Source organism: Exiguobacterium sp. s163 (genome assembly GCF_018617135.1).
In the GTDB taxonomy this organism is placed as follows: Bacteria; Bacillota; Bacilli; order Exiguobacteriales; family Exiguobacteriaceae; genus Exiguobacterium; species Exiguobacterium profundum.
The window spans coordinates 176813-198542 of the sequence record NZ_JACSJN010000003.1 but is presented as its reverse complement, the minus strand read 5'-3'; the positions used below and the strand labels follow the sequence as shown (position 1 = coordinate 198542).

The following is a 21730-nucleotide window of genomic DNA, read 5'->3' as shown; positions in this document are numbered from 1 at the left end:
GTGAATTTTGCATTGAATGATATACTAAAAGAGAAGGCGAAACCTTCTCTTTTTTATTCGATATATTTAGGGGGACTTCAAATGTCTAATACACTACAGGTCGTATCGTTTCAAAAAAAGGAGGACATGACTGTTATGGAACTGACGACAATCAATCATGACCTCGATACAATTTATTCATTCTTAGAAGGTCACATGGAAGTAACCATGGCTTTGCCTGGTTCTAGAGAACCTGAACATAGTCAATATCTCATCGTTTCCAATGATGAGGGGAAGATTCATCAATTACCGCCTACGATTGCCTATTTATCAAACGGTTCTGTGATAGATTATATCGCAGGTAATGCTTTTATCGTGCGTCGTGACGGGGAAGACTTTGGTAGTATGACTGAGGATGATTTGAATGTCATTAGGTCTTTCTATCATGGTCACGGAATTTTAAAAGGCGATGACAAAGACTATCACGTGATTACATTTGATGGTCATAGACGACTCTCATAAAAAGAAGCATGGGACATCCCATGCTTCTTTTATCTCTATTTTGTTTTTCTGTAGAGAGATTCCTCGTTTCGAATGAATGATGGATTTCCCACTTCATCTCCAACTTCATAATCCGATTTCAATTCTTGCCATTCAAACGGTCGTTCCTTTTCATAAAAGACCCCAAATCCAACTGACAAGAGAATAAGGGCAATGTCAAATGCGATATTCCCAATAATCGACTCGAAATTCGCTTCAAATGTACACAAGCGAATGAAAGTAAAGAAAGCTCCAGTTGCGATGATTGCCTCGATTGTCTTGTTCATTGTAAATATCCCCTTTTGAAGTAAAATGTTGAGATTCAACTATATATAAAAGGGCTTTCACCCTGAAAATAGAAATCAGTTCTTGCAAACTGATGACACTTTCACCTTTTAATCTATGTCAAAAGACATTACATTTTTTTGTCTTGTCCTATACTTTATGCAAAATTTCTAAGGGATATCACAGTGCTTACAGTGAATTTTGTACTTGAATTTTATAAGAACTACGGGTTATTAAGCCTCCTTCAAAAAAATAGAATAATTCTATTCAAAGACGAAGGGAGCTATTTATTATGGCTACAGCTATTGATGCGACTTATTGCAAGTTTCAGAAAAGGAATGTTCTTAGAAAGGTGGTTCTTAATTTCGCTTCATTGCAAGCTAATTCGAACAAGTCTTATATTCTTGAGGTTCACGAGGGGATTAATCCTGGAGAATTCGGAGTCTATTGTGAGTATGGGCGACTGAATTCAACACCCGCAACAAAGTACCGCTTGTTTTCATCCGAATACGAGGCAAATCGGGAGTTCGATAAAATTTTAAAATCGAAAGTGAAAAAAGGTTATAAGGAAGTAGATATGCACGATGACAATCTGTCAGCAGTTGCATCGGTAAGCGTTAAGAGTGCATCGAAACCTGACGTTTCTCAAGTGAAGAACAAGGTGCATCAATTGATTGGGAAGCTGTATCAATCTGCAACTTCATATTTGGTGAAATCGGTATCTACCCCACTCGGAAAAATCTCAAGTTTACAAGTTTCAAAAGGGATGGAGGTACTGAAAAAGATTGAAAAGCTTTTGGATAACGGTTCTCCAACCTATATGCAAATCCAGGCGTTGTCTGATGAGTTTTACTCTGTCATTCCCGTTCCTTTCGGAAGCCGAGTAGATGTTCGACGATTCATGATTGATGACTATACGAAATTAAATGACAAGAAGAACCTATTGGGCGTCATGGACTCAGTAGTCGAAGCTCAAAATACGCTTGACAAGACACTTCAAGAAAAATACGAGTCATTGAATATCAAATTGAAACCTCTCAGCAACCGAACGAAAGAGTTTAAACGTCTCGTGGCGAAGGTGAAAGATAGTCATAGTTCAAATCATCATTTCAAAGTGGATGTGAAGGACATCTTTGAGGTGGAAGATATGGTTGGACATCAGCAATTCAACCCATTCAATGTCAGCACGATGGAACTATTCCATGGTTCTAGAAATGAAAATATTCTATCGATTATGCAAAGCGGTTTGAAAATCAAACCATCTTCAGCCGTTCATACTGGTTCGATGTTTGGTTCTGGAATCTATTTTGCCAGTGAAGTGACGAAATCGGCGAATTACTGTTGGGGATTCGGAAACCGTTCGGACGATAGCCATTTCATGTTTATCTGTGAAGTAGCGACTGGTAAGATTAGAGATTATGATTCAGCACAATCTTCTCTTACTTCCGCTCCGAAGCCTTACAACTCTGTTCGAGGAGTGAAGGGCAGACATCTGCTTCATGACGAATATATCGTCTACAATAGCAACCAAGTGAAAATCAAATACATCGTAGAATTCAAACGAAAATGAGATTAGGGCTGAGACGCCCTAATCTTTTTTTGTTTGAAAAGGTAGACATCAAAAAAATTCATGTTTTAAAAGTAAAAATGATAAAATGACTATAGTCAAATTATGAAACGAACTTTATTCATATAGGATAGTAGAAATAGAAAGTATGGGGGTGAACGTATGATAGAAAAGAAAAAGTTATTACAAATTAATAAGCCGTGGAAAATGGGTCTTTCTATTGCGATTGGGCTCTCCATTTTTTCTTTTACTCCTGATTTAGTAGAAGCAGAAGGGAAGAAATGGGATTTCAACTATACTGGTAGTCAACAGACATGGGTCGCTCCGATGTCGGGTAAATATTTAATCGAGGTTTGGGGTGCACAGGGTGGAAGTCCTTTGACAAGTCCAGGTAGTTCAGGCGGTAAAGGGGGGTACGCAAAGGGTGAGCTTGAGCTTACTAGTGGAGATACCCTTTATGCCTATGTCGGAGCTAGTGGAAACTCTCCTGGTAATCCTTACACCTTTAATGGTGGAGCGAAAGGGTATGATAGTCAATCTGCTTCAGGTGGTGGTGCAACTGATATTCGTATCCTTTCCGGTGCTTGGAACGATTCGAAAAGCCTCTATAGCCGATTTATTGTTGCAGGTGGTGGTGGGGGAAGCTCTCAATATAATGGTTATTCTACAGGTGGTGTCGGTGGTGGAACAATAGGAGGGAACTTCACTGGTTCTGCCTACTCTGGTTATTATGAGAGTGGTAGAGGTGGCAAGGAGACCTCCGTTGGAACAGCATATACTCAATATATGGGTGCGGATGCCGGATTTGGATATGGCGGATATGGAGGTTCTGGAGATACAGCAGGTTCAGGCGGTGGTGGTGGATGGTACGGTGGTTCGCATGGTGTTGTACAAGGTGGTGGTGGTGGTTCTGGTTATGTGTTGAACGCAGTTTCTCATAAACCTGGAGGATACAGCGTCCCATCTAAATACCACTTATCAAATGTAAGCATTCTTTCTGGAAATCAATCTATGCCTGCACCAACTGGCGGGGCTCAAGTTGGTCATGTCGGAAACGGATTTGCACGAATTACCCAACTAGTTGTCCCTCCTACTTTAACCGTATCTCCAGAAACGACAGAATGGACATCTCAAAATGTTGAATTTGATGTCCAAATGGAAAGAGGGGAACATGACCTAAAAGAAATGTTTCTGCCTGACGGAACAAAGACAACAGACAAGATGCGAACGTATACTGTGACATCTAATGGCACGTATACCTTCAAAGCAGTTGATGTCATGGGCAACGAAACCGTTGAAACGGTAACGGTATCAAATATCGATAAATCCGCTCCAACGGCAACACTAAATGCGGCTTCTCCAAGCGGAAACAGAGTTAAGCTCAATCTGACATCCATTGTCGATACAGGAGGTTCGGGAATTAAGTCTATATTACTTCCAAATGGTGTCCTTGCAACTGGTTCGACAGCTAGTTATACCGTGTCTAAAAATGGTATCTATGAGTTTGTGGTCACGGACCATGCCGGAAACCAAACGGTGAAGAGCATTGAAGTGACAACCTTAAACGATTCCACAATTGAATGGTCATTTGCGTATAGCGGGGCGATTGAAGAGTTCGCTGTTCCACGAAGCGGAAAATATAAAGTTGAGACCTGGGGGGCGGAAGGTAGTCGTGGTTCGAGTGGCTATACCGCCGGTAAAGGTGCGTATGCTGTTTCGGTTCTAAATCTAAACGAGAATGATTGGCTGAAAGTATTGGTCGGTCAACAGGGACTCAACTTAAACTCTAATGGAGGTTCTGGTGGGGGAGGTTCATTCGTTGCAAAAGCTGACAATACACCAATCTCCGTGGCAGGTGGTGGGGGTGGCTCCTATTCTGGTAACTTCACAGGGAACTATCATCACGGACAGCCAACACGTCAAGTTCAACCGTTGTCTTCCTTCTCACAACAACAATCAGAAGGTCAGGGTGGCTTTGCGGGGTACAACGGTGCTCCTTATCCTTCGACTTCCGGAGCGGGTGGAGGCTTTTATGGTGATGGGATGGCAAACAACTACTCTGGTGGAGGTTCTGGAGGTTATGCTTTTGTAAATGGTGGCGGAACCGGTAAAGGCTACACATCAGGCGTCCATGGAGGCTTCGGTGGAGGTGGCGGTACAGCATATGTCGGCGGAGGTGGCGGTGGATATACGGGCGGTCACGCCGGAACCGGTCATTCAACCTCCTATTATACAGGTGGAGGTGGTGGCTCGTACTTCACTGGTGCTGAAGGATTTGCAAAGGGTGGTTGGGAAACTATGCCAAACCTTGCCGGAACAGGAACGCAAACCGGACAAAGTGGAAATGGTGCAGTCAAGATTACACGCATCGTAACGCCTCCAGAGTTCAGCATTAACGTTCCAACTTTGAATTGGACGAATGAGGGATTCAATGCCACGGTCAACGTCTCTGCAGATGGAGAATATGAGTATGTGAAGATGATTCTTCCGAACGGTACAGAGACGATATCACGTAACTTCACCTATCCAATCACAGCAAACGGAACATTCAAGTTCACTGCAGTCGATGCCAATGGCTATCGTCATGAAAAGACGCTGACCATCACGAATATTGAAAAGAACGCACCGACTGGTTCGGAATCCGTGAGCACGACCGGATGGACAAGAACCAATGTCACGTTGACTGCCACTGGTTCCGACACAGGTGGTTCTGGTTTGAAAGCTATTACGCTAGTGGGCGACCCGACAGGTGAAAACAGTAATCCTCTCGTGAATGGAAACCGCAAGACATTCTCTATCTCACAAAACGGAACGTATACTGTAGTGTATGAGGACAATGCCGGAAACAAGACGCAGAAAAACATCACGGTGTCCAACATTGATAAAGAGGGTGCAATTGCAAGCTTCTCTCCAAATGAGACTGTCGGATGGGTGAAGACCGGTCAGACGATTCGCATTGACCCATTGGATGTCGGTACATCGGGAATCAGTTACTTCCGCTACCGCACATCAACAAACAATGGTGCATCATGGTCAGGATGGAATGGGAACTATTCATCATGGATAAACGTAGGTTTCGGTCAAGGTGAAAACCTTATTGAAGTTGAACTGTACGACCGTGCAGGCAACGTATCAACCGTCAGAAGCGGATTGTATCAAATTGATACGACTCTTCCGAACGGTTCACTGAATCCATCCACAACGAACTGGACGAATGGTGATGTAACTCTGAACCTTACTGGGGTTACGGATACTGGTGGTTCTGGGCTACGTCATATCGAGTTACCAAATGGACAAATTGTGAGTGGTACTTCAGCGAGCTATATCGTTTCTGAAAACGGGACTTACACGTTTAAATTGGTGGATAACGCCGGAAATGAGCGAATCTTATCTCGCACGGTTTCAAACATTGATAAGACAATTCCAAACGGTACGCTTTCCTTATCCAACCCGAACCTCACAAACGGAGCTATCTATATTTACGCAAGAGGTAGTGATTCTCAATCTGGGTTTAGTCGAATCAAAAATCCAGACGGCTCATTCACATACTCAACAGCATCTAATTTCTATATTTCTCAAAATGGTTCTTACTCATTTGAGTTCTATGACAATGCAGGTAATGTGACCACGGAGACAATCGAAGTAAACACTATCGACCGTGTCGCTCCGACATACTCATTCACTCCGAATGGGACACCTACTTCAAACGGTACACCGTATATCAATGAAGATGTCACCGTAGAGATTAAAGTAGATGATGAGGGTGTTGCAGGCATCAATTATTGGCAATATCAAATCTACGACTCGAATTATGGGTATCGTGCTTGGGTGAACAAGGGTAACGAGCCTAATGAGACAATCACCTTCAATCAGTCCGGATACTACTTCATCAGAATCCAAGCTTATGATAAAGCAGGGAACAATATCGGGACACCTTCGAGTCAATACTATTATGTAGATAAAACCAAACCTACCGCATCACAGTCTTACAGTACGACCTCGCATACGAATGGGAATGTCACGCTTTACTTGAACAACATTGCGGACAACTATTCTGGCATTGATAAAATCACACGCCCGGACGGAAGTGTCATCTCAGCGACGTCAAGCACGAATTATACGGTGACTGAAAATGGTGAGTATGTATTCAAGGTCTCTGACAGGTCTGGGAATGAAGAAGTCTTCACGTATATTGTTGAGAACATCGACAAGACTCCACCAACGTTCAACTTGTCTAAGAACGGCGGTGCTTGGGATAACACGCCTCACAGCACGACTATCCTGCCACAGGACAATCTTTCAGGCGTGAATGTCATTCAATATGCATGGAGCAACTCATCGACAAGTCAACCTACTAGTTGGACAAACTATTCACTCGGAGCAAATATAATCCAACCGACCGAGGGGATTTACTACCTTTGGGTACGATTGTATGACCGTGTCGGAAACGTCACGGTTGAAAGAAGTGCTCCATATCGATTTGAGACGAACATGCCTAGCGGAAGCTCTCAACTGAATAAGACGACCTGGTCAAATGAGGATATCGACATCACAATCGTCGGAATCTCTGACACCGGAGGCTCTGGCTATTTGAGAACGAAACTCCCGAATGGAGTCTACTCGAATGAAGTTCAACCAAGTTATAAGGTTTCGGAAAATGGTGTTTATCGATTCGAAATCGAAGACAATGCCGGAAATATTCGAGTTGTGAACGTAACCGTATCGAATATTGATAAAAAACAACCGGTTGCCCTCTTTGAGGAATACGTGGATGTTTGGACGAATCAAAATGTCACACTTCACGTGAACGGTGCATTAGATGAGGATTCGGGGATTAAGCACATCGAATTGCCAGACGGTCAAATCGTTGTCTCTTCGACTGCCGACTATTCAGTGCCCCAAAACGGAAGCTATACCTTCCGTGTGGTTGATAAAGCAGGGAATGTCATCACGAAAACGTATGAGATTCAAAAAATTGATAAAGTGCCTCCAAACGGTAACATTCAAAGTGACGTCAAAGAGTTCACATCTGGAAACGTTACACTCTGGCTTGAAAATGTGAGTGATGATGCATCTGGAGTGAAACAAGTCATCCTACCTGATGGCACCATTTCTTCTGATTTGAATAAACGATATGAAGCAGATGGGAATGGCAAACATGTGTTCACAATCTTAGACAGAGCCGGAAACCGAAAAGACATCGAATATCAGGTGAACAATATAGACCGAGAAAAGCCAAGTGCCGAACTGATAGGAAACCCAAGTGACCAAGACTATCGATTGTTGCTACAAAATATCAACGATGGTTCCGGAAGTGGGATTGACTATATCATGTTGCCTGATGGTCAAATCGTCAGCAACAAGACAAGTGTCGAATATATTGTCACTAAGAATGGACTGTATCGCTTTAAAGTTGTCGATAGAATGGGGAACGAATCTTGGTTCACACACCATGTCAACAACTTAGAGCAAAATCTCAATCTTGGAGAATATTTGGCTTCTGGAATCGAGTTTGCTGAATATCAAATGAACGGCGCCACAAGTCGTGACTGGACACCTTTAGATATTGAAGAGGTCACGAGCACAGGTGGAATCGACTTTGACTTCACAGATGAAGGCGTCACCCATTTCGTTATCAATGCACGAGATTATGCGGGGAACCGGGACATGAAAATGAGAGTAGTCGTTGTTGAGGATGGAAAGGAGACAGTCTCACCATTGAAAAACATCCGTTATAAGCTGACAGGGGCAACCCAATCAGAATGGCAAGAATATTCTCAACCTTTCTATATTCAGAATGAAGGAATCACAACGGTTCACGTAGTCGCCGAAGACGAGGCGGGTAATCAACTGACATTTAACCGTCAAGTAAAAATAGACAAGTCCGAACCGATTAATAATGCGGTTGAAATTAGACTAGATTAAGAGGAAGGGATTACCCTTCCTCTATTTATTTTCGTTAATCTGAAAAGGAGAGTGATGATATGAAAAATGCGAAGAAGAAAATGTTAGGTGTTTTGGCAGGGACAGCAGTTTTGGTGTCCATCTATTCCTTCGGCTTCAACAATGGAGGAAATGAAAAGCAACAAGGAAACAACATCGAGACATCGAAAGATTTCCAACAATATATAGGAAATAAAGAGAATAAAAAAGAAAGTAACAACAAACACATTACAAAATTAAGAGAAAATGAGATTTTTATTCCATTTTCCTTGCCTGATGACGATAAAGAATATAGATATGTCAAAGAGGAAACAGAGGAAAGGGTTGAAACCAACCTTTCCGAAATGACTCGATTGACCGGTGTGGAGATGTCTCTAATTAAAACCAAATGGAATGAAGAACTATCCGCTCAAGATGTTCATTTTCGTTCTGAGGATTTGACTCAACCTGTCTATGCGTTCTTGTGGGATGCTGAGCTTTACGAGTCAGAAGGAAGAACAAATACACCTATCGAGATTCGATACCTATCTGCCAAGCTAACAGAAGAACTTCCAAAAGGGTTAGAAGTGAATCTGACATCAAATCTCGATTTCAAGCATATGTATCAGTTCTTATTCTTAGAGCCAGAGGGGTGGGATGAACTGAGAGGTGATGAGGGAAGACTAGATATTTTAGTAAATGTCACAGATGAGAAGTATGGAACAACTAAAGCGATGTCGGATGTTCAATCTTTGATAAAGAGGCACCAATTAGCTCAAGAAGGTATTTCTATCACCTTCACGTCATATGACGAGTTGCAACATGTTTGGGATAACAAGGAGCAGGTGTTCAAATAAAAAGAATTCCCACAAAATAAATTGATTATTTTTAAATAAAATAAATTTGACTATTGTTAAAAAATAAGCATACAATATAGTTAATCTAAATATTAGGAGTGGTTCATTTGAAACATGTAAAAGTACTCACATCTTCTCTTTTGGCTGTCGCATTGATGGTATCTCCATCCGTTGACGGGCTGACAAAAAATGATGTAAGTGTGGAGGCTTCTGCAACCACATCATTTGTTGCCAAACAAAACACAAAGATTTTTAAGTCAAAGCATCAGAAGTCTAGTGTTCTGTTATCGATTAAAAAAGGCACAGCATTCAAAACGGTTAAAAAGATTGGTTCTTGGTCAGAGGTTACGATTGGGTCGAAAAAGGGCTATGTACCTTCGGCTGACATTCAATCATTGTCAAATGTAACAACGAACAACGTAAAAAAGAAAACGAATCGTATCACAGATTTAAAGGCGTCTCGCTCATCTAAGGCGAAAACGATTGTGCGTATTTCAACCGGAAAAGAAGTAACAGAGTTGAAACGTATCGGCTCGTGGACTGAGATTTCATATGGGAAATATAGAGGGTATGTGCCGGCACGTAATCTAAGTTCCATTGAGTATGTCAAGACAACGACAAATCGAACGACGAACTTGAAGGCATCTCGCTCATCTAAGGCAAAAACGACACTGCGCATTTCGACTGGTAAAGAGGTTTCAGTTGTAAAACAGTGGGGGTCATGGACTGAAGTGTATTACGGGAAGTCAAAAGGGTTCGTTCCGACACGTAACTTGAACGCCTTTAAAGCGCCGTCAGGTTCGATTGTCCCACCGGCTAAGCCTGTCGATAACGGGAAGATGCGTTCTATTTCTCAAATCAATGCATATTTGAAAGCGGCTAAGCATCCTGAGGACAGTACTTCGCCAATGTTTACTGAGCGTAGTCATTATGGTGAACGAGTGTTCGGGTACAAGGGGTCTGCATCTAAAAAAGAACAGGTTACTATTTCAGCGCTCGGTGAAGAAAACCGAGAGTACATTTATTTGTCATTCGGGGCGTCTGAAGTCTACGCCATGGATGATGAGAATAGCGAGAAAAACTTCAAGATTGTCTTGAGAAGCATTGCGGATTCAATTTATCCTAAAGGTTCAAAGAATGCTGATATCTACTATGATTTCTTGGTGAAACAACTTGAAATGATTGTTAATCACTATGATAAATATAATGGTACAAGCAAAGCTCTTGATGAAATTGAACGAGCAACGCTCAAAATTGACGATGATGTGTATTCCTACCATAACGCAGTGTTGTCATTGCAAATCATATTGGATAAACGTTAAAAGCCCATTTAATGGGCTTTTTTATTGTCTAGAACTTGATTTTTTAGACAATACTTCATTATTCCATCAGAATATACATAGTATAAAAATATCGAATATAGTCAGGAGGGGGTATCTTGAAGAAAATCTTATCACTTTCGCTATTAGGCATTATGATTTCGACGAGCATGATGCCGGAAATAGCTCATGCAGAAGAATTGAGTGTCGATTTTAGTGAAAGTCTCAGTCAAAGCACGTCCAAAACCATTGCATTGCCCAATAATGCATATGTTCAATCAGTTTCGGTAGATAACGGTAACGTTGCATATTCAATGAGTGGAAACAATCTTACCCTAGAAGTGTCAAACGGTGACTCTCATCGGACAGAATGGAATCCTTATAAATACTCGAAGTATATTTCAACGTCGAGGACTCAGTATAATACGAGTTTCCCTTCGGAAATCTCTTATTCTGATGGAGATGGATATAGTGGGACGTACTCTCAGAATGGTTCTTATCAGCAGTATGGCTCATATACACCAGAACAATCCTTCACCGCCAGTTTGACAAGAGACGGTCAACCAGGATGGGGTACAGCAGGTTTGGCGACCTATCTGGATTATGAAAATGAATCAGAAGGAAGATATACAGGCTACTACGGTCGGCTTTACGAATACTCAACGTCAGCGAAACCGGGGGTAGGTTATCCTGCGGGAGAGAAGAACGTTACATCTTATTCTTCCCAGGGTGTTCCAGGTAGAAGTACCCCGGAAGCTTATTTCGGGACACAGATGAACTACAGTGACCAGTCCGGCTATACTGGGACATTGAACAGTTCAGGATACGAGGTCATTTCAAAATGGTATCAACAATATGGAAATCCTCAACGAGTGATAACAGAAGATGAAGACACACTTTTGGCTCCCCCACCTAAAGATTATGGGACAGGAGATTGGTTAAGAAATTGGAGCACATATGCCCACAGAGTGTGGTTTGAAACATATCGAAACGGAAAATGGAGCGATGCCACATCCTATAGTCAGGACTATTTTAAAAGTTATGCCGATAACCAAGAGAAATGGACTAGAGGATGGTACGACAATGCTTCTGGTCGGATGCCTGTCGTCCCACAAATCTGGAAGGGGCAATATCATTCTTTTACTGAGTTTGCAGAAGCTTCGGTGAAAAATGGTCAAGCGCATGTTAGATTCGGACGCAAACCAGCTCAAAATCACCACGAAGGAAATTATACGTATTATCATTCTCTCGGAAGAATGAAGTACAGCGGGAAGGTCACGAGACCCGACACACAGGTGTTCCAGAGAACTTACCGAGGTGAGGTCAAAAAACCGGCAGTAGACACACGGTATTACGTTCAAAACTATCATGGTGTCGCCTATAAGCCTGGTTACGACAATTATTATCGTTACAAGGTGACTGTAGACTATATCATTGATAATGAGTTGCCTGATTTCAATTTAACGGCAAATCCAACGAGCTTCACAAATCAAGATGTCACGATTACAGCAAACAATGTGAAGGACTTTGGAGATTCCGGACTCCGAGGTGTCCTATTGCCAAATGGTGTATGGGTGAATGCTGAAACTGTTCCATACAAGGTTTCACAAAATGGCACCTATACATTTAGAGCCGAAGATAATGTCGGAAACGCCACGACGAAATCCATCACAGTCAGTAATATCGACAAAATCGCTCCGACTGCGAATCTTACGCAATCGCCTACCGGTTGGACTAAAGGCAACGTCTTGTTGACACTCTCAAACATCCAAGACAGTGGGGTTTCAGGGTTGAAGGAAATCATACTCCCTGATGGGACGAAACACTCTACGTTCTCAGACATCGTATTTGAGGTCAAGGAACGTGGGAAGTACACATTCCAAATTGTCGATAACGCAGGAAATGTCACAAATAAGTCCATCAATGTAACAAACATCGACCGTGAGGCACCGGAAGCGGATTTCACTAAGAACCCGAATGGCTTTACGAATAAGGACGTGACGATTCAAGTCCGAAATGTTCGTGACGTTGGAACATCCGGTATGAAATCGCTGATGATGCCGAATGGCGAATTCTTGGTTCCAGGAAATCACGATTATGTTGTGACTGACAACGGGAACTATGCGTTCAGATTGGAAGATAATGCAGGTAACTCTGTCATCAAAACAATCAACGTCAACACGATTGATAGAATTAAACCATCTGCAGAATTTAGTCTTTCTACGACGGAAGCGACTCGTGATGATGTGATGGTAAACATCACTGATATCCATGACGAAGGGGTATCCGGATTGAAACATGTAAAATACCCTGATGGTTCGACTGACGCAACGTTTGAAGATAAATCATATCCGCTGAAGAAAAATGGGACTTACACATTTGAGGTGAGTGACAATGCGGGAAACACCATTCAATATACGACGACGGTCAACAATATCGACCAGGAACCACCTACGGCTGACGTCATCAAGACGCCTTCAATCTTTACAAAAGACTCCGTAGAAGTCCGTGTGTTCAATATTCGAGATATCGGTTTCGCAGGTTTGAAGTCGGTGACTCATCCAGATGGAACTGTGACAAAAGATGAGGAAATCGTCTATGTTGTCAATGAGAACGAGACACGTGAATTTGTATTGGAAGACAATATCGGGAACAAAAAAGTCCTTTCGGTCGAAGTTTCAAATATTGACACTGACGCTCCTGAAGCAGATATGAGAATGTCTACCGAGAACATGACAAATCAAGATGTGACACTTTATCTAGAAAACATTCGTGATATCGGAACTTCGGGATTGAAATCTGTTACACTGCCGAATGGGACAGTGAAGAGAACGTTTGAAAATATTTCTTACGCCGTTTCCGAAAATAGCAATTACATCTTCATCATCGAAGATAATGCCGGAAACATTGTTGAAAAAACATTTAAGGTTAAAAATATTGATAAGGTTCCACCTTCGGCTGATATTTCTCAGACTCCAATGAGTTTCACAAATCAAGACGTCAGTTTGAAACTCTCAAACATTCAGGATGTCGGTGTGTCAAAACTGAAATCCATTAAATTACCGAATGGAGAGAAAGTGACAAGCTTTGAAGACTTGCTGTTCACGGTCACTCAGAACGGGACTTACACGTTTGAAATCGAAGACCATGCAGGAAATCGAACCAATAAAGCCATCACGGTAGGGAATATCGATAAAAACAAGCCTACTGCATCGCTCACACAAACACCAACGACATTGACCAATTCGAATGTCACATTAATCCTTTCACTGGTGAATGATACTGGCGTGTCAGGTCTTGAAAGTATCCGTCTACCGAATGGAGCGGTCATTTCACCGACGACGACGACTTCATTTGTAGTCGCCTCAAACGGCAACTATCAGTTCGCTATACGTGATAGAGCCGGAAATGAAACGATTAAAACCATAACGGTTATGAACATCGACAAGTCGCCACCAAGTGCAAACCTTCGCCCCTCAACGACCGAATTCACAAATCAAGATGTCACGTTGTTCTTAGAGGACATCGAAGATATTGGAGTCGGCGGAATGAAGTCCATTGTCATGCCAAATGGAGACATGGAATTCACCTTTGAAGATAAAGAATACATCGTATCTGAAAATGGAACCTATACGTTTGCATTAGAAGACAATGCAAGAAACAATACGATAAAGAGTATCATCGTCAATAATATTGACAAGGAAAATCCATTGGCAGACATCGATTACTATCCAAAAGCAATCAACAAAGGTCCCGTGACCATCTCGATGAAAAATATCCAAGATGTTGGAGTATCGGGAATTCATGAGGTTGTATTGCCCAATGGCACGAGAGTCCCTGCAGAGGCAACGGTAAACTTCAATGTATTCGAGAATGGCGAATACTCAATGACGTTGTTTGATAAAGCGGGGAACAAAATTACGAAGAGTGTCAAAATCTCGAACATCGACAATCAAATGCCAGATGCAGATATTGTCTGGTCAAAGGGGTGGACAAATAATAGCGTGGTCATTTCTTTAACCAATTTCAGAGATGAAGGGATTGCGGGATATGATTCTGTTCAACTCCCAAATGGGGTTAGCGTGTCAGGGTCATCGACATCTTACATCGTAACTGAAAATGGAGATTATTCGTTTGTTGTGCGGGACAAAGTAGGAAATGAGAGAACTAAGGTGGCTCAAATCCGGAATATTGACAAAGGTCTTCCACTCATCACCTTTACTGAAAAGGAAAAAACATCTTCCAAAGTCAAGGTGAATGTATTTATCAAAGATAGTAATACGAAACGTTGATGAGAGGGCATAGCCCTCTCTTTTTTTGACTATTATCAAAAATATTTCGTACAATAATTGTAAAGGAGAAAAGGGGAGATGTTTATGAGTCATAAGAAGGTTTTTAGTGGCAGAATCATCATTGTCGGGGGTCTGCTTGCCTCTATCGGATTAAACCTATATATGTTTCAATCGATGGATAGAAAAGAGGAACTAATCGCTGTCGAAAAGGAAAAGATTTCGAAGAAAGAAGAAGCGTTGGATGTCTTTGTGAGTCAAGTGATGAATAAATCTGCTGAGTATGCCTCTCATGAAGATATGATGCTTGCCTTTGGATATGATTCACTTCAGAAACCCATTCATTATAATGGGGAAACCTACTATTTTGATTTGAGAGATGTTTCTTCGCATGCCTTTGATGAGGATAAGGGTGTCAAATATCAAATAAAAGCAGATATGACTATATTGAAAGATAAGGTCGTGAAAGACAGTAGCTATATTCAAAACCATCTTCCGATTGAAGTCATGGATAAGACATTGAAGGTCGCAAAAGGAATCAATGTTCAGATTGAAGAGGAGCATGAGGAATTGCCACCAGGTCATGAAGGAGAATCACCTGAGGAACATGCATCACATTCAAACGAAGCGAACCATTCACACTCGCATGGTGGTCACGATTCGCATGTAAACATTCCATATGTAGACACGATTCAGTTCGAAAAAGAAGCGAAAGAGTCACTGGTAGTACATGAATTTGAACAGACAATTTCTTTCAATATGAAAGACCACGAAATGATTGATTTGACGGAAGATGCGTATTTGAATATGTTGAGGGAGTTTGTATCAAATATCGTTCTGAGAGGAGAGAGTGATTATTTAATCAACATTGAAGCCAGAGACACATTTTATAAGATTACGGCGACCAATCCTACGCATACAAAAGTATTTTCATACGACAAAGAAACAAGAGAAATGAAGCTTGTCGAGAAATAATCCCAATCCCTTAACATAAGATAAGTAAAAACTGACATGAAAGGGGGAATTAGATGAACAGTAGAGATATGTCCAAAAAAATTATTAGAACAGCGCTATCAGTTTCATTGGTAGGTGTGCTGTCACTATATCCGATGAGTTTAGAAAAGGCGTCAGCGGAGGAAAGTGAGGAAATAAATATCAATCTAACATCCGACAAAGATGTTGATGTCGTGTTGACGATTGGTAAAACAGCTGTCAATGTCGAGAATTTCGGAGATGACTTGAGAAAGAAGCTAGTTGAATTGGGAATCAATCCTGAACGAGTAAATATTAGTGCAATGGAGACCAGTTCTCAAAATCTTCAAAGTACGTTTGCATGGACTCAACACGTTTATAGTCACGTAGGGAGTATCAGCATACAGAACAACGGTTCTAGAATTCAGATGTACGGCAACCCATCAAACCCTGGATTCAATAAGATTTTAACACCAAACAATCAAGACCCGGATATCAAAGAACAGACGATGTCTTTTGACTTCTCACTTGATTATGGGGATTCGTTTGATAGTGGTGGGGTTCTACTCAACACGCATCTTAATGAAAACGGGCTGATGGACGGTTACGCACTTGCATTTCCTAGAGGACAGCAAGCGACGTTATTTAAACTGAAAAATTGGAGTTCGAGTTCCGGTGAAGAGATTTGGAGTGGCGGATGGGGCGCAAGCGGGACGATTAACCCCAAAGCGACGTTAGTCGGCACTATCAATATGGGGCAATCCGGTTCCTTCAAATTGAAGATGGAGAAGAACAAATTGACTGTCATGAATCGAAACACCGGTGCAGAAATCGGGAATCTTCCTTTGGATGAACATTTCGGTTGGGGGTTTGGTTTCTTCAGTGACCACTATTCTCATGGTTGCTCTGTAATTGGTCAATTTGCGCTAACAAATGTGGATTTAAACATTTTGAAAGCAAAAGAATTTAAGGATGTCATCAAAGAACCAAAATGGAGAAATCAATCGGAGCGCTTCTTGCTCAACATCGATGACACCGTAGTCAATGAGTTTTCTGACTCATATGGGCTTGGAGAAATCTTGCCTCGATTAATCAACGAAGATGTTAGCTATGTCGGCTTGGGCACTCCTACGAACAAATCTCAAATGGAATCCTTCGTAGCCAAAAATAACGACAAAGGGACTGTCTTGTCGAATCAAGACTATAATCAGATGATAACAGATGCGGCGACGTACATCTTCAGTCAGCTTAAGCTTAAATCTGGAAGAGGTCAGTATGTATTACTCGACGAACGTTTGGATGTTTCGGTTACTCCTGAATCTTTAAAAACAAACTCACAAACCCCTGAGTTCCCATCAGGTCGTTGGCGTCTAGACCATGAATATGATTTCTTTGACAATCCAATGGGAGAATCTCCAACTAGCGGATTCTATCAACAGAATCTGCAGTTGAATTTCGATAAGGTCGGAAAGTACAACCTGTCATTCGGAGACCAGTCTCCAATACCATCCAACATTTTTGTCCATCGTGAACCTGTTGCGGCATATTCAAGTGATTTAGTGAAAAGCGGGGACGAGTTCAGACTCCTTACTCAAGACTACTCATACGACTTAGATAAGATGTCTCAGACGGACAAAGGGATAAAAGTACGAACTTGGAAGTGGAAAAAAACAACTGATGAGAAATGGAACACTGGAAAACCGTCTGTTCTACCTCCAAATGGTGATTATCTTGTCCAATATCAAGTTGAGGATTATCAGGGACAAGTATCTAGACCATCAGTTAGATATTTCACAACCACGAATCGTTCGGCTAGACCGATTGCAAACTTCACGGTCACACCTAACCATGTATCCATTTATGATACAGTGACCCATTCCAATACCTCGTATGACCCTGCAGGAAAAGAGATTGTCGCTTATGAATGGACGTTCTTCAAGGACAATATTCAATTCTATAAGGGAGCTCAATTTCAAGAAGACTTCATCTCCAGAGGGAGCGGGAACTACAGAATATCGCTCAAAGCCAAAAATAGCGACAATCTGTGGTCGGAAGAATTTGTTCGAAACGTCACCGTTTCTAAAGATGAAGTTTTCCCAACCGTCATTGCGGATTTGACTAGCCATAAATGGACGAAGAATCAGATTACAGTCCAGATGTTGTTTGATGACAAAGGTGGTAGCGGATTCAAACATCAACGTGTTGCAGTTAGTCAGTCAATGGTTAAACCATCATCAGGATGGAGTGAATATTCATCAGCAAAAGCTCGTACTCAACTAGTGGATGATGAGGGGAATAATTATATTCACATCGAAGCCTTGGACATGGCAGGGAATGTCTTGAACAAGGTTTTGGGACCTTATCAGATAGACCGTTCACTTCCAACCGGTGCTGACTTCACGTTCGATGGAACAAATCCTAGCGAGGGACTCGCAATTAATGTAATCGGTAAGGATAGCGTCTCGGGCATCAAGAAAATCATCCATCCGAATCTAGCGGAAACAATCGGAGATACAGCAAGGCATGTCGTAACGAATCCTGGAGAATATCGATTCCGGATAATCGATGCTGTCGGGAACGAAAAAGTGGTGGCGACCACAGTTAGCTCTCCTAATTTCTCAATTGAGGAGGATGGTCTAAACCTTAGGGTCAAGATAGATAAGAAGTACTCAGGCATCGGACTTGTTCAAGATACCAATACCGGTGAGATTAAAAACGGTAACGATGTCCTGTTCCCGATAAATGGAAACGGTCATTACGCTTATCGAGTGAATGACGGCGGGATTTGGTCAGACCAGAAGATTTATCAGGTCAAGAACTATCATGAACTGTTAGCTCCCCGTATCAAACTTGAATATGACACAAACTGGACGAATAAGAGCATTTCCGTTCAAGTAACTGCCTACTCTAACAGCAAGAAAGGGATTAGTCATCTTGTTCTTCCTGATGGCACTCAGGTTTCAGGAACAAGTTCAAGCTATGTGATACATCAAAATGGCGTATATACGTTTTATGCCGTTGACAACGATGGGACGTTTGGATATCAGAGTATTCAAGTGAAGAATATAGACAAGCGAATTCCGGACATCACATTGATTACTCCAGAAGATTGGACAAATAAAGACGTACTCATCAAGTTCAAAGACAATGAAAAGAAAACAGTTCTATGATAACTTCCAATAATTAAGAGGGGATATACCCCCTCTTAATTTTGACTATAAAAAAATAATAATTTCAATATAAATATATTAAAGGAGGGCTGTAAAATGATTACATTTATCCTTGAATCCGATGAGAATGGTCACGTGCTTCATGATTTTAGCTTCCATCTCATGCATGCTATCCGCTACCATGACTGGATGTATGGCGAAAAGACGTACTCTTTCGTTCTATCAAACGAATCTATACCGGAAGCAGACATGATACCGGTTGGTTCTTTAGAATTTGTCATGAGTCATCTTCAACGCCCTGAGCGAGTCATCCCTCTGAATGTACCGGAAGTGTTAAATCTCCATTCGTTCACGAAGCGGGATTACCATAAGTTTATTTCGAAGAAAAACCTAAAAACAAAACGTCTTCCCCTCTTTGTGAAGGAGTCTCTCGTTTACAAGGGGACAGCGGCGGCAATCACAACAGTTACGCAAATCGAGGAACTTCCAGATGTGTTATTTGATGTTTCAGAACAAAAGTCGATTCATTCCGAATGGAGAATTTTTGTACAACAAGGGATAGCTGTCGGTGCGAAACCTTATTTATCAGAAGACATCCTGCCAATATCTCCGGATATGGATGTCGTTGAAGCCATGATTGCAGTAATCGAATCGAGCAGATTAAAAGGCGATACCTTTCCATTGAGCTATACGCTCGATATCGGAGTTTATGAGGATGAGACGTTTCTCATCGAAGCGCATCCTTTCGTATCTTGTGGGCTGTATGGTTTTTTTAATTATCAAAGACTACCTTCGATGATAATTCAAGGGTATCGCTATTTTCAACAGCAATCAGGGGAAAGATAATTTTAAAAAAAGAGGTGGGAAAATTGAAATTAGGGAAAATCAATATCGTTGAGAACGTAACCGTTTATGCGGAATTGACAGACAATCGACTATCTATCTATGTTCCAAAAAAGAAATCCCGAGCATTTTATTTCGGCGATGTGTATCTTGGGCGAACAGCATCTAAGGGAGAGGTGTTGTGTGTAAACGTCAATCCGGTCTCTCGCTTACATGACCTTCAGGACGAATTACAGTTCTTTTTGGATAAAGGGCAAGAGAAGAGATTGCAGGTTCAATTTGCAAATGCCATCTTCCGTCTTTCCAAAGGAGAAGCCCAATGTTTATACCAGGACATCCGTGCCATTCTGCAAGTAGTCAGTGGACGTGGAAAGTCTTCTATTGTGAACAATAGAGAGTTACATGCCGGTTAGGAATATACAATATAGTCTAAATAATAACTTCATTATAGACAAAAAATACTTCTGGTGGTAAAATAGGGAGAAATATGATAGGGGGCTAGAATATGAATTCCAACTTCATAATTCGACGCTTCATCCATGATTTTGCCAAATGGGAGAAATCTTTTGTCGAACACTCATACTCATCGATGACCTCAACCAACGAGATGATGACCCATGTCACTTCTGAGAATCTCACCGGTGACCGGAATTCAAGTGTATTGGCTACCGAGCTAAGTGTTTGGATGGACGTGACGATGGATGAGATGGTCATCACACTTAGAAAGTTAAATATGGATGTAAAGCACGTGATTTTATTTTTGAAAGAGAATCAAGACCGATACTTTGACCGTTCTCATCTTGTGAAATGTGAGAACAAACATGTACTTGGTAGTTTCCCTATAGATGATGGCATTGATGGGGGCAAAGGCTATTGCCCTTATTGCGAAATGGAAGTTGAACTCCCACGAAAAATGCATCAACAGGTTGTTTATAATTGGAAAATCTCTCAATAAAGACCTTATCCGATTCGGACAAGGTCTTTTTCTCATGAGCGAATATTCGGATTGGATAGGCTCTCTCTCAAGCAGAGCCGTTCGCCCTTCTTTACGGCATACGGTCGTTTGCCTTTATAATAGGCAACATCGTTTTTGATGCGATGATATCGCTTTTCAACGCTGTATGAGCTACGATTCAATCTTTCACCTATTTCTCGATAGGAGAGCCCTTCATCAATCAGACTTGCAAGCTCCAAGTCTTCTTTGGTCGTCCATTCCTGATATGACCTGCGTTGATAACTTGGATGTTTGCGCTCTTGTTCGACCCATTCCGGTTCTGGCGGGAGAGCGTTTCTCTCAAGCTTTCGAAAATCTATCTTCTCCTTGTGGAGATAAGCCCACTCCCAAAAAATTTCTGGAAGAATGAGTGTGTATTTTCTTGTATTACTTGTGACCTTCTTGGAACAAGGTAATCCATGGTATTGAATCCAACAACGAACGGTGTTTCTGTCTACATCCAGTAGTCTTGCCAACTCTCCTGATGTCACTTTCCCAGAAACCGAGCGGGTCATACCTATCTTCAATCGTTTAATCTTTAATAGGACTGCGTTCTCACTTCTCCCTAACGTCTCTGCGATATCTTGAATCCTTCTATATCCTACGTTTTCTTTCAGATAGTCCACCTCGGAAACTGTCCATCGCTTTGTCAATTTAGGGCGTGAATCTTCTCTTTCTGTCATCAATAAAGCCCCCTACAACCAAAACAAGAACAATCAGCAATTAGGTTTGGTGATATTCGAATGCACATTTCCATCCATCTTTCTTATCGTCATCCGGTACAAATACTGAAGTACATAGCAAGTAAGTAATGTTTTTTATTTTAAAAAAGTGTCTATTTATCGAACGATTTAATTGTACAAGTTAATTATATTTAGAAACAATGGAAATTGGATATTAATTAGAAAAAGTGGGCAAAATGAGGATTATGTACCATATTAAAATAAGGAAATAGTTTCATTTTAATCCTTTTTTGCAAAACAAAAAAAGAAC

13 protein-coding genes and 1 pseudogene are annotated in these 21730 nt (G+C 41.4%); 12 read left to right on the top strand and 2 right to left on the bottom strand.

What is annotated here, in order from left to right; all coding sequences use genetic code 11:
* The first annotated feature begins 135 nt into the window (after window positions 1-135).
* On the top strand, window positions 136-501 hold the full coding sequence (locus KNO71_RS09850; protein WP_214688372.1) for a DUF3846 domain-containing protein: 366 nt from the start codon (window positions 136-138) through the stop codon (window positions 499-501).
* 35 nt (window positions 502-536) lie between these two features.
* Here KNO71_RS09850 and KNO71_RS09845 read toward each other — a convergent pair whose 3' ends face one another.
* Window positions 537-806: a hypothetical protein gene (locus tag KNO71_RS09845; RefSeq protein WP_214688370.1), complete on the bottom strand. Its 270-nt coding sequence runs from the start codon at window positions 804-806 to the stop codon at window positions 537-539.
* A 290-nt stretch (window positions 807-1096) separates the two neighbouring features.
* Between KNO71_RS09845 and KNO71_RS17640 the strand changes: the two are divergent.
* From KNO71_RS17640 to KNO71_RS09795, 11 genes and pseudogenes are all read left to right on the top strand, one after another.
* Window positions 1097-1369, top strand: a pseudogene (locus KNO71_RS17640) (WGR domain-containing protein); the annotation flags it as partial.
* Window positions 1370-1381: 12 nt separating this feature from the next.
* Entirely contained in the window at window positions 1382-2374 is a 993-nt protein-coding gene (locus KNO71_RS09840; protein ID WP_251030845.1) for a poly(ADP-ribose) polymerase family protein, read from the top strand.
* Window positions 2375-2533: 159 nt separating this feature from the next.
* Window positions 2534-8296: a glycine rich domain-containing protein gene (locus tag KNO71_RS09835; RefSeq protein WP_214688366.1), complete on the top strand. Its 5763-nt coding sequence runs from the start codon at window positions 2534-2536 to the stop codon at window positions 8294-8296.
* 59 nt (window positions 8297-8355) lie between these two features.
* Window positions 8356-9150 carry a hypothetical protein gene (locus tag KNO71_RS09830; protein WP_214688365.1) on the top strand — a complete coding sequence of 265 codons (795 nt, stop codon included), beginning with the start codon at window positions 8356-8358 and terminating at the stop codon, window positions 9148-9150.
* A gap of 107 nt (window positions 9151-9257) precedes the next feature.
* Window positions 9258-10472, top strand: coding sequence for an SH3 domain-containing protein (locus tag KNO71_RS09825; protein WP_214688364.1), 1215 nt, complete (start codon window positions 9258-9260; stop codon window positions 10470-10472).
* 116 nt (window positions 10473-10588) lie between these two features.
* The gene (locus tag KNO71_RS09820) at window positions 10589-14761 is read left to right on the top strand and encodes a hypothetical protein (RefSeq protein WP_214688363.1); all 4173 of its coding nucleotides are present in this window, start codon (window positions 10589-10591) and stop codon (window positions 14759-14761) included.
* An 84-nt stretch (window positions 14762-14845) separates the two neighbouring features.
* A complete protein-coding gene (locus tag KNO71_RS09815; RefSeq protein ID WP_214688362.1) occupies window positions 14846-15733 on the top strand; it encodes a hypothetical protein in 888 nt (295 codons plus the stop codon).
* Window positions 15734-15786: 53 nt separating this feature from the next.
* Window positions 15787-18900: a hypothetical protein gene (locus KNO71_RS09810; RefSeq protein WP_214688361.1), complete on the top strand. Its 3114-nt coding sequence runs from the start codon at window positions 15787-15789 to the stop codon at window positions 18898-18900.
* A 96-nt stretch (window positions 18901-18996) separates the two neighbouring features.
* Window positions 18997-19746, top strand: a complete 750-nt coding sequence (locus tag KNO71_RS09805) for an ATP-grasp domain-containing protein (protein WP_214688359.1) — start codon at window positions 18997-18999, stop codon at window positions 19744-19746.
* A gap of 23 nt (window positions 19747-19769) precedes the next feature.
* Complete coding sequence (locus tag KNO71_RS09800; RefSeq protein WP_214688357.1) at window positions 19770-20156, top strand: hypothetical protein; 387 nt, start codon at window positions 19770-19772, stop codon at window positions 20154-20156.
* Window positions 20157-20248: 92 nt separating this feature from the next.
* Window positions 20249-20698: a hypothetical protein gene (locus KNO71_RS09795; RefSeq protein ID WP_214688355.1), complete on the top strand. Its 450-nt coding sequence runs from the start codon at window positions 20249-20251 to the stop codon at window positions 20696-20698.
* A 32-nt stretch (window positions 20699-20730) separates the two neighbouring features.
* On the opposite strand, the gene KNO71_RS09790 is transcribed toward KNO71_RS09795, so the two are convergent.
* Window positions 20731-21420 carry a helix-turn-helix domain-containing protein gene (locus tag KNO71_RS09790; protein ID WP_214688353.1) on the bottom strand — a complete coding sequence of 230 codons (690 nt, stop codon included), beginning with the start codon at window positions 21418-21420 and terminating at the stop codon, window positions 20731-20733.
* Between the last annotated feature and the right edge of the window lie 310 nt (window positions 21421-21730).

Coding starts and splice junctions, on each gene's coding strand:
- KNO71_RS09850 (WP_214688372.1), top strand. CDS start 136: ATGGAACTGACGACAATCAATCATGACCTCGATACAATTTATTCATTC.
- KNO71_RS09845 (WP_214688370.1), bottom strand. CDS start 806: ATGAACAAGACAATCGAGGCAATCATCGCAACTGGAGCTTTCTTTACT.
- KNO71_RS09840 (WP_251030845.1), top strand. CDS start 1,382: ATGCACGATGACAATCTGTCAGCAGTTGCATCGGTAAGCGTTAAGAGT.
- KNO71_RS09835 (WP_214688366.1), top strand. CDS start 2,534: ATGATAGAAAAGAAAAAGTTATTACAAATTAATAAGCCGTGGAAAATG.
- KNO71_RS09830 (WP_214688365.1), top strand. CDS start 8,356: ATGAAAAATGCGAAGAAGAAAATGTTAGGTGTTTTGGCAGGGACAGCA.
- KNO71_RS09815 (WP_214688362.1), top strand. CDS start 14,846: ATGAGTCATAAGAAGGTTTTTAGTGGCAGAATCATCATTGTCGGGGGT.
- KNO71_RS09810 (WP_214688361.1), top strand. CDS start 15,787: ATGAACAGTAGAGATATGTCCAAAAAAATTATTAGAACAGCGCTATCA.
- KNO71_RS09805 (WP_214688359.1), top strand. CDS start 18,997: ATGATTACATTTATCCTTGAATCCGATGAGAATGGTCACGTGCTTCAT.
- KNO71_RS09795 (WP_214688355.1), top strand. CDS start 20,249: ATGAATTCCAACTTCATAATTCGACGCTTCATCCATGATTTTGCCAAA.
- KNO71_RS09790 (WP_214688353.1), bottom strand. CDS start 21,420: ATGACAGAAAGAGAAGATTCACGCCCTAAATTGACAAAGCGATGGACA.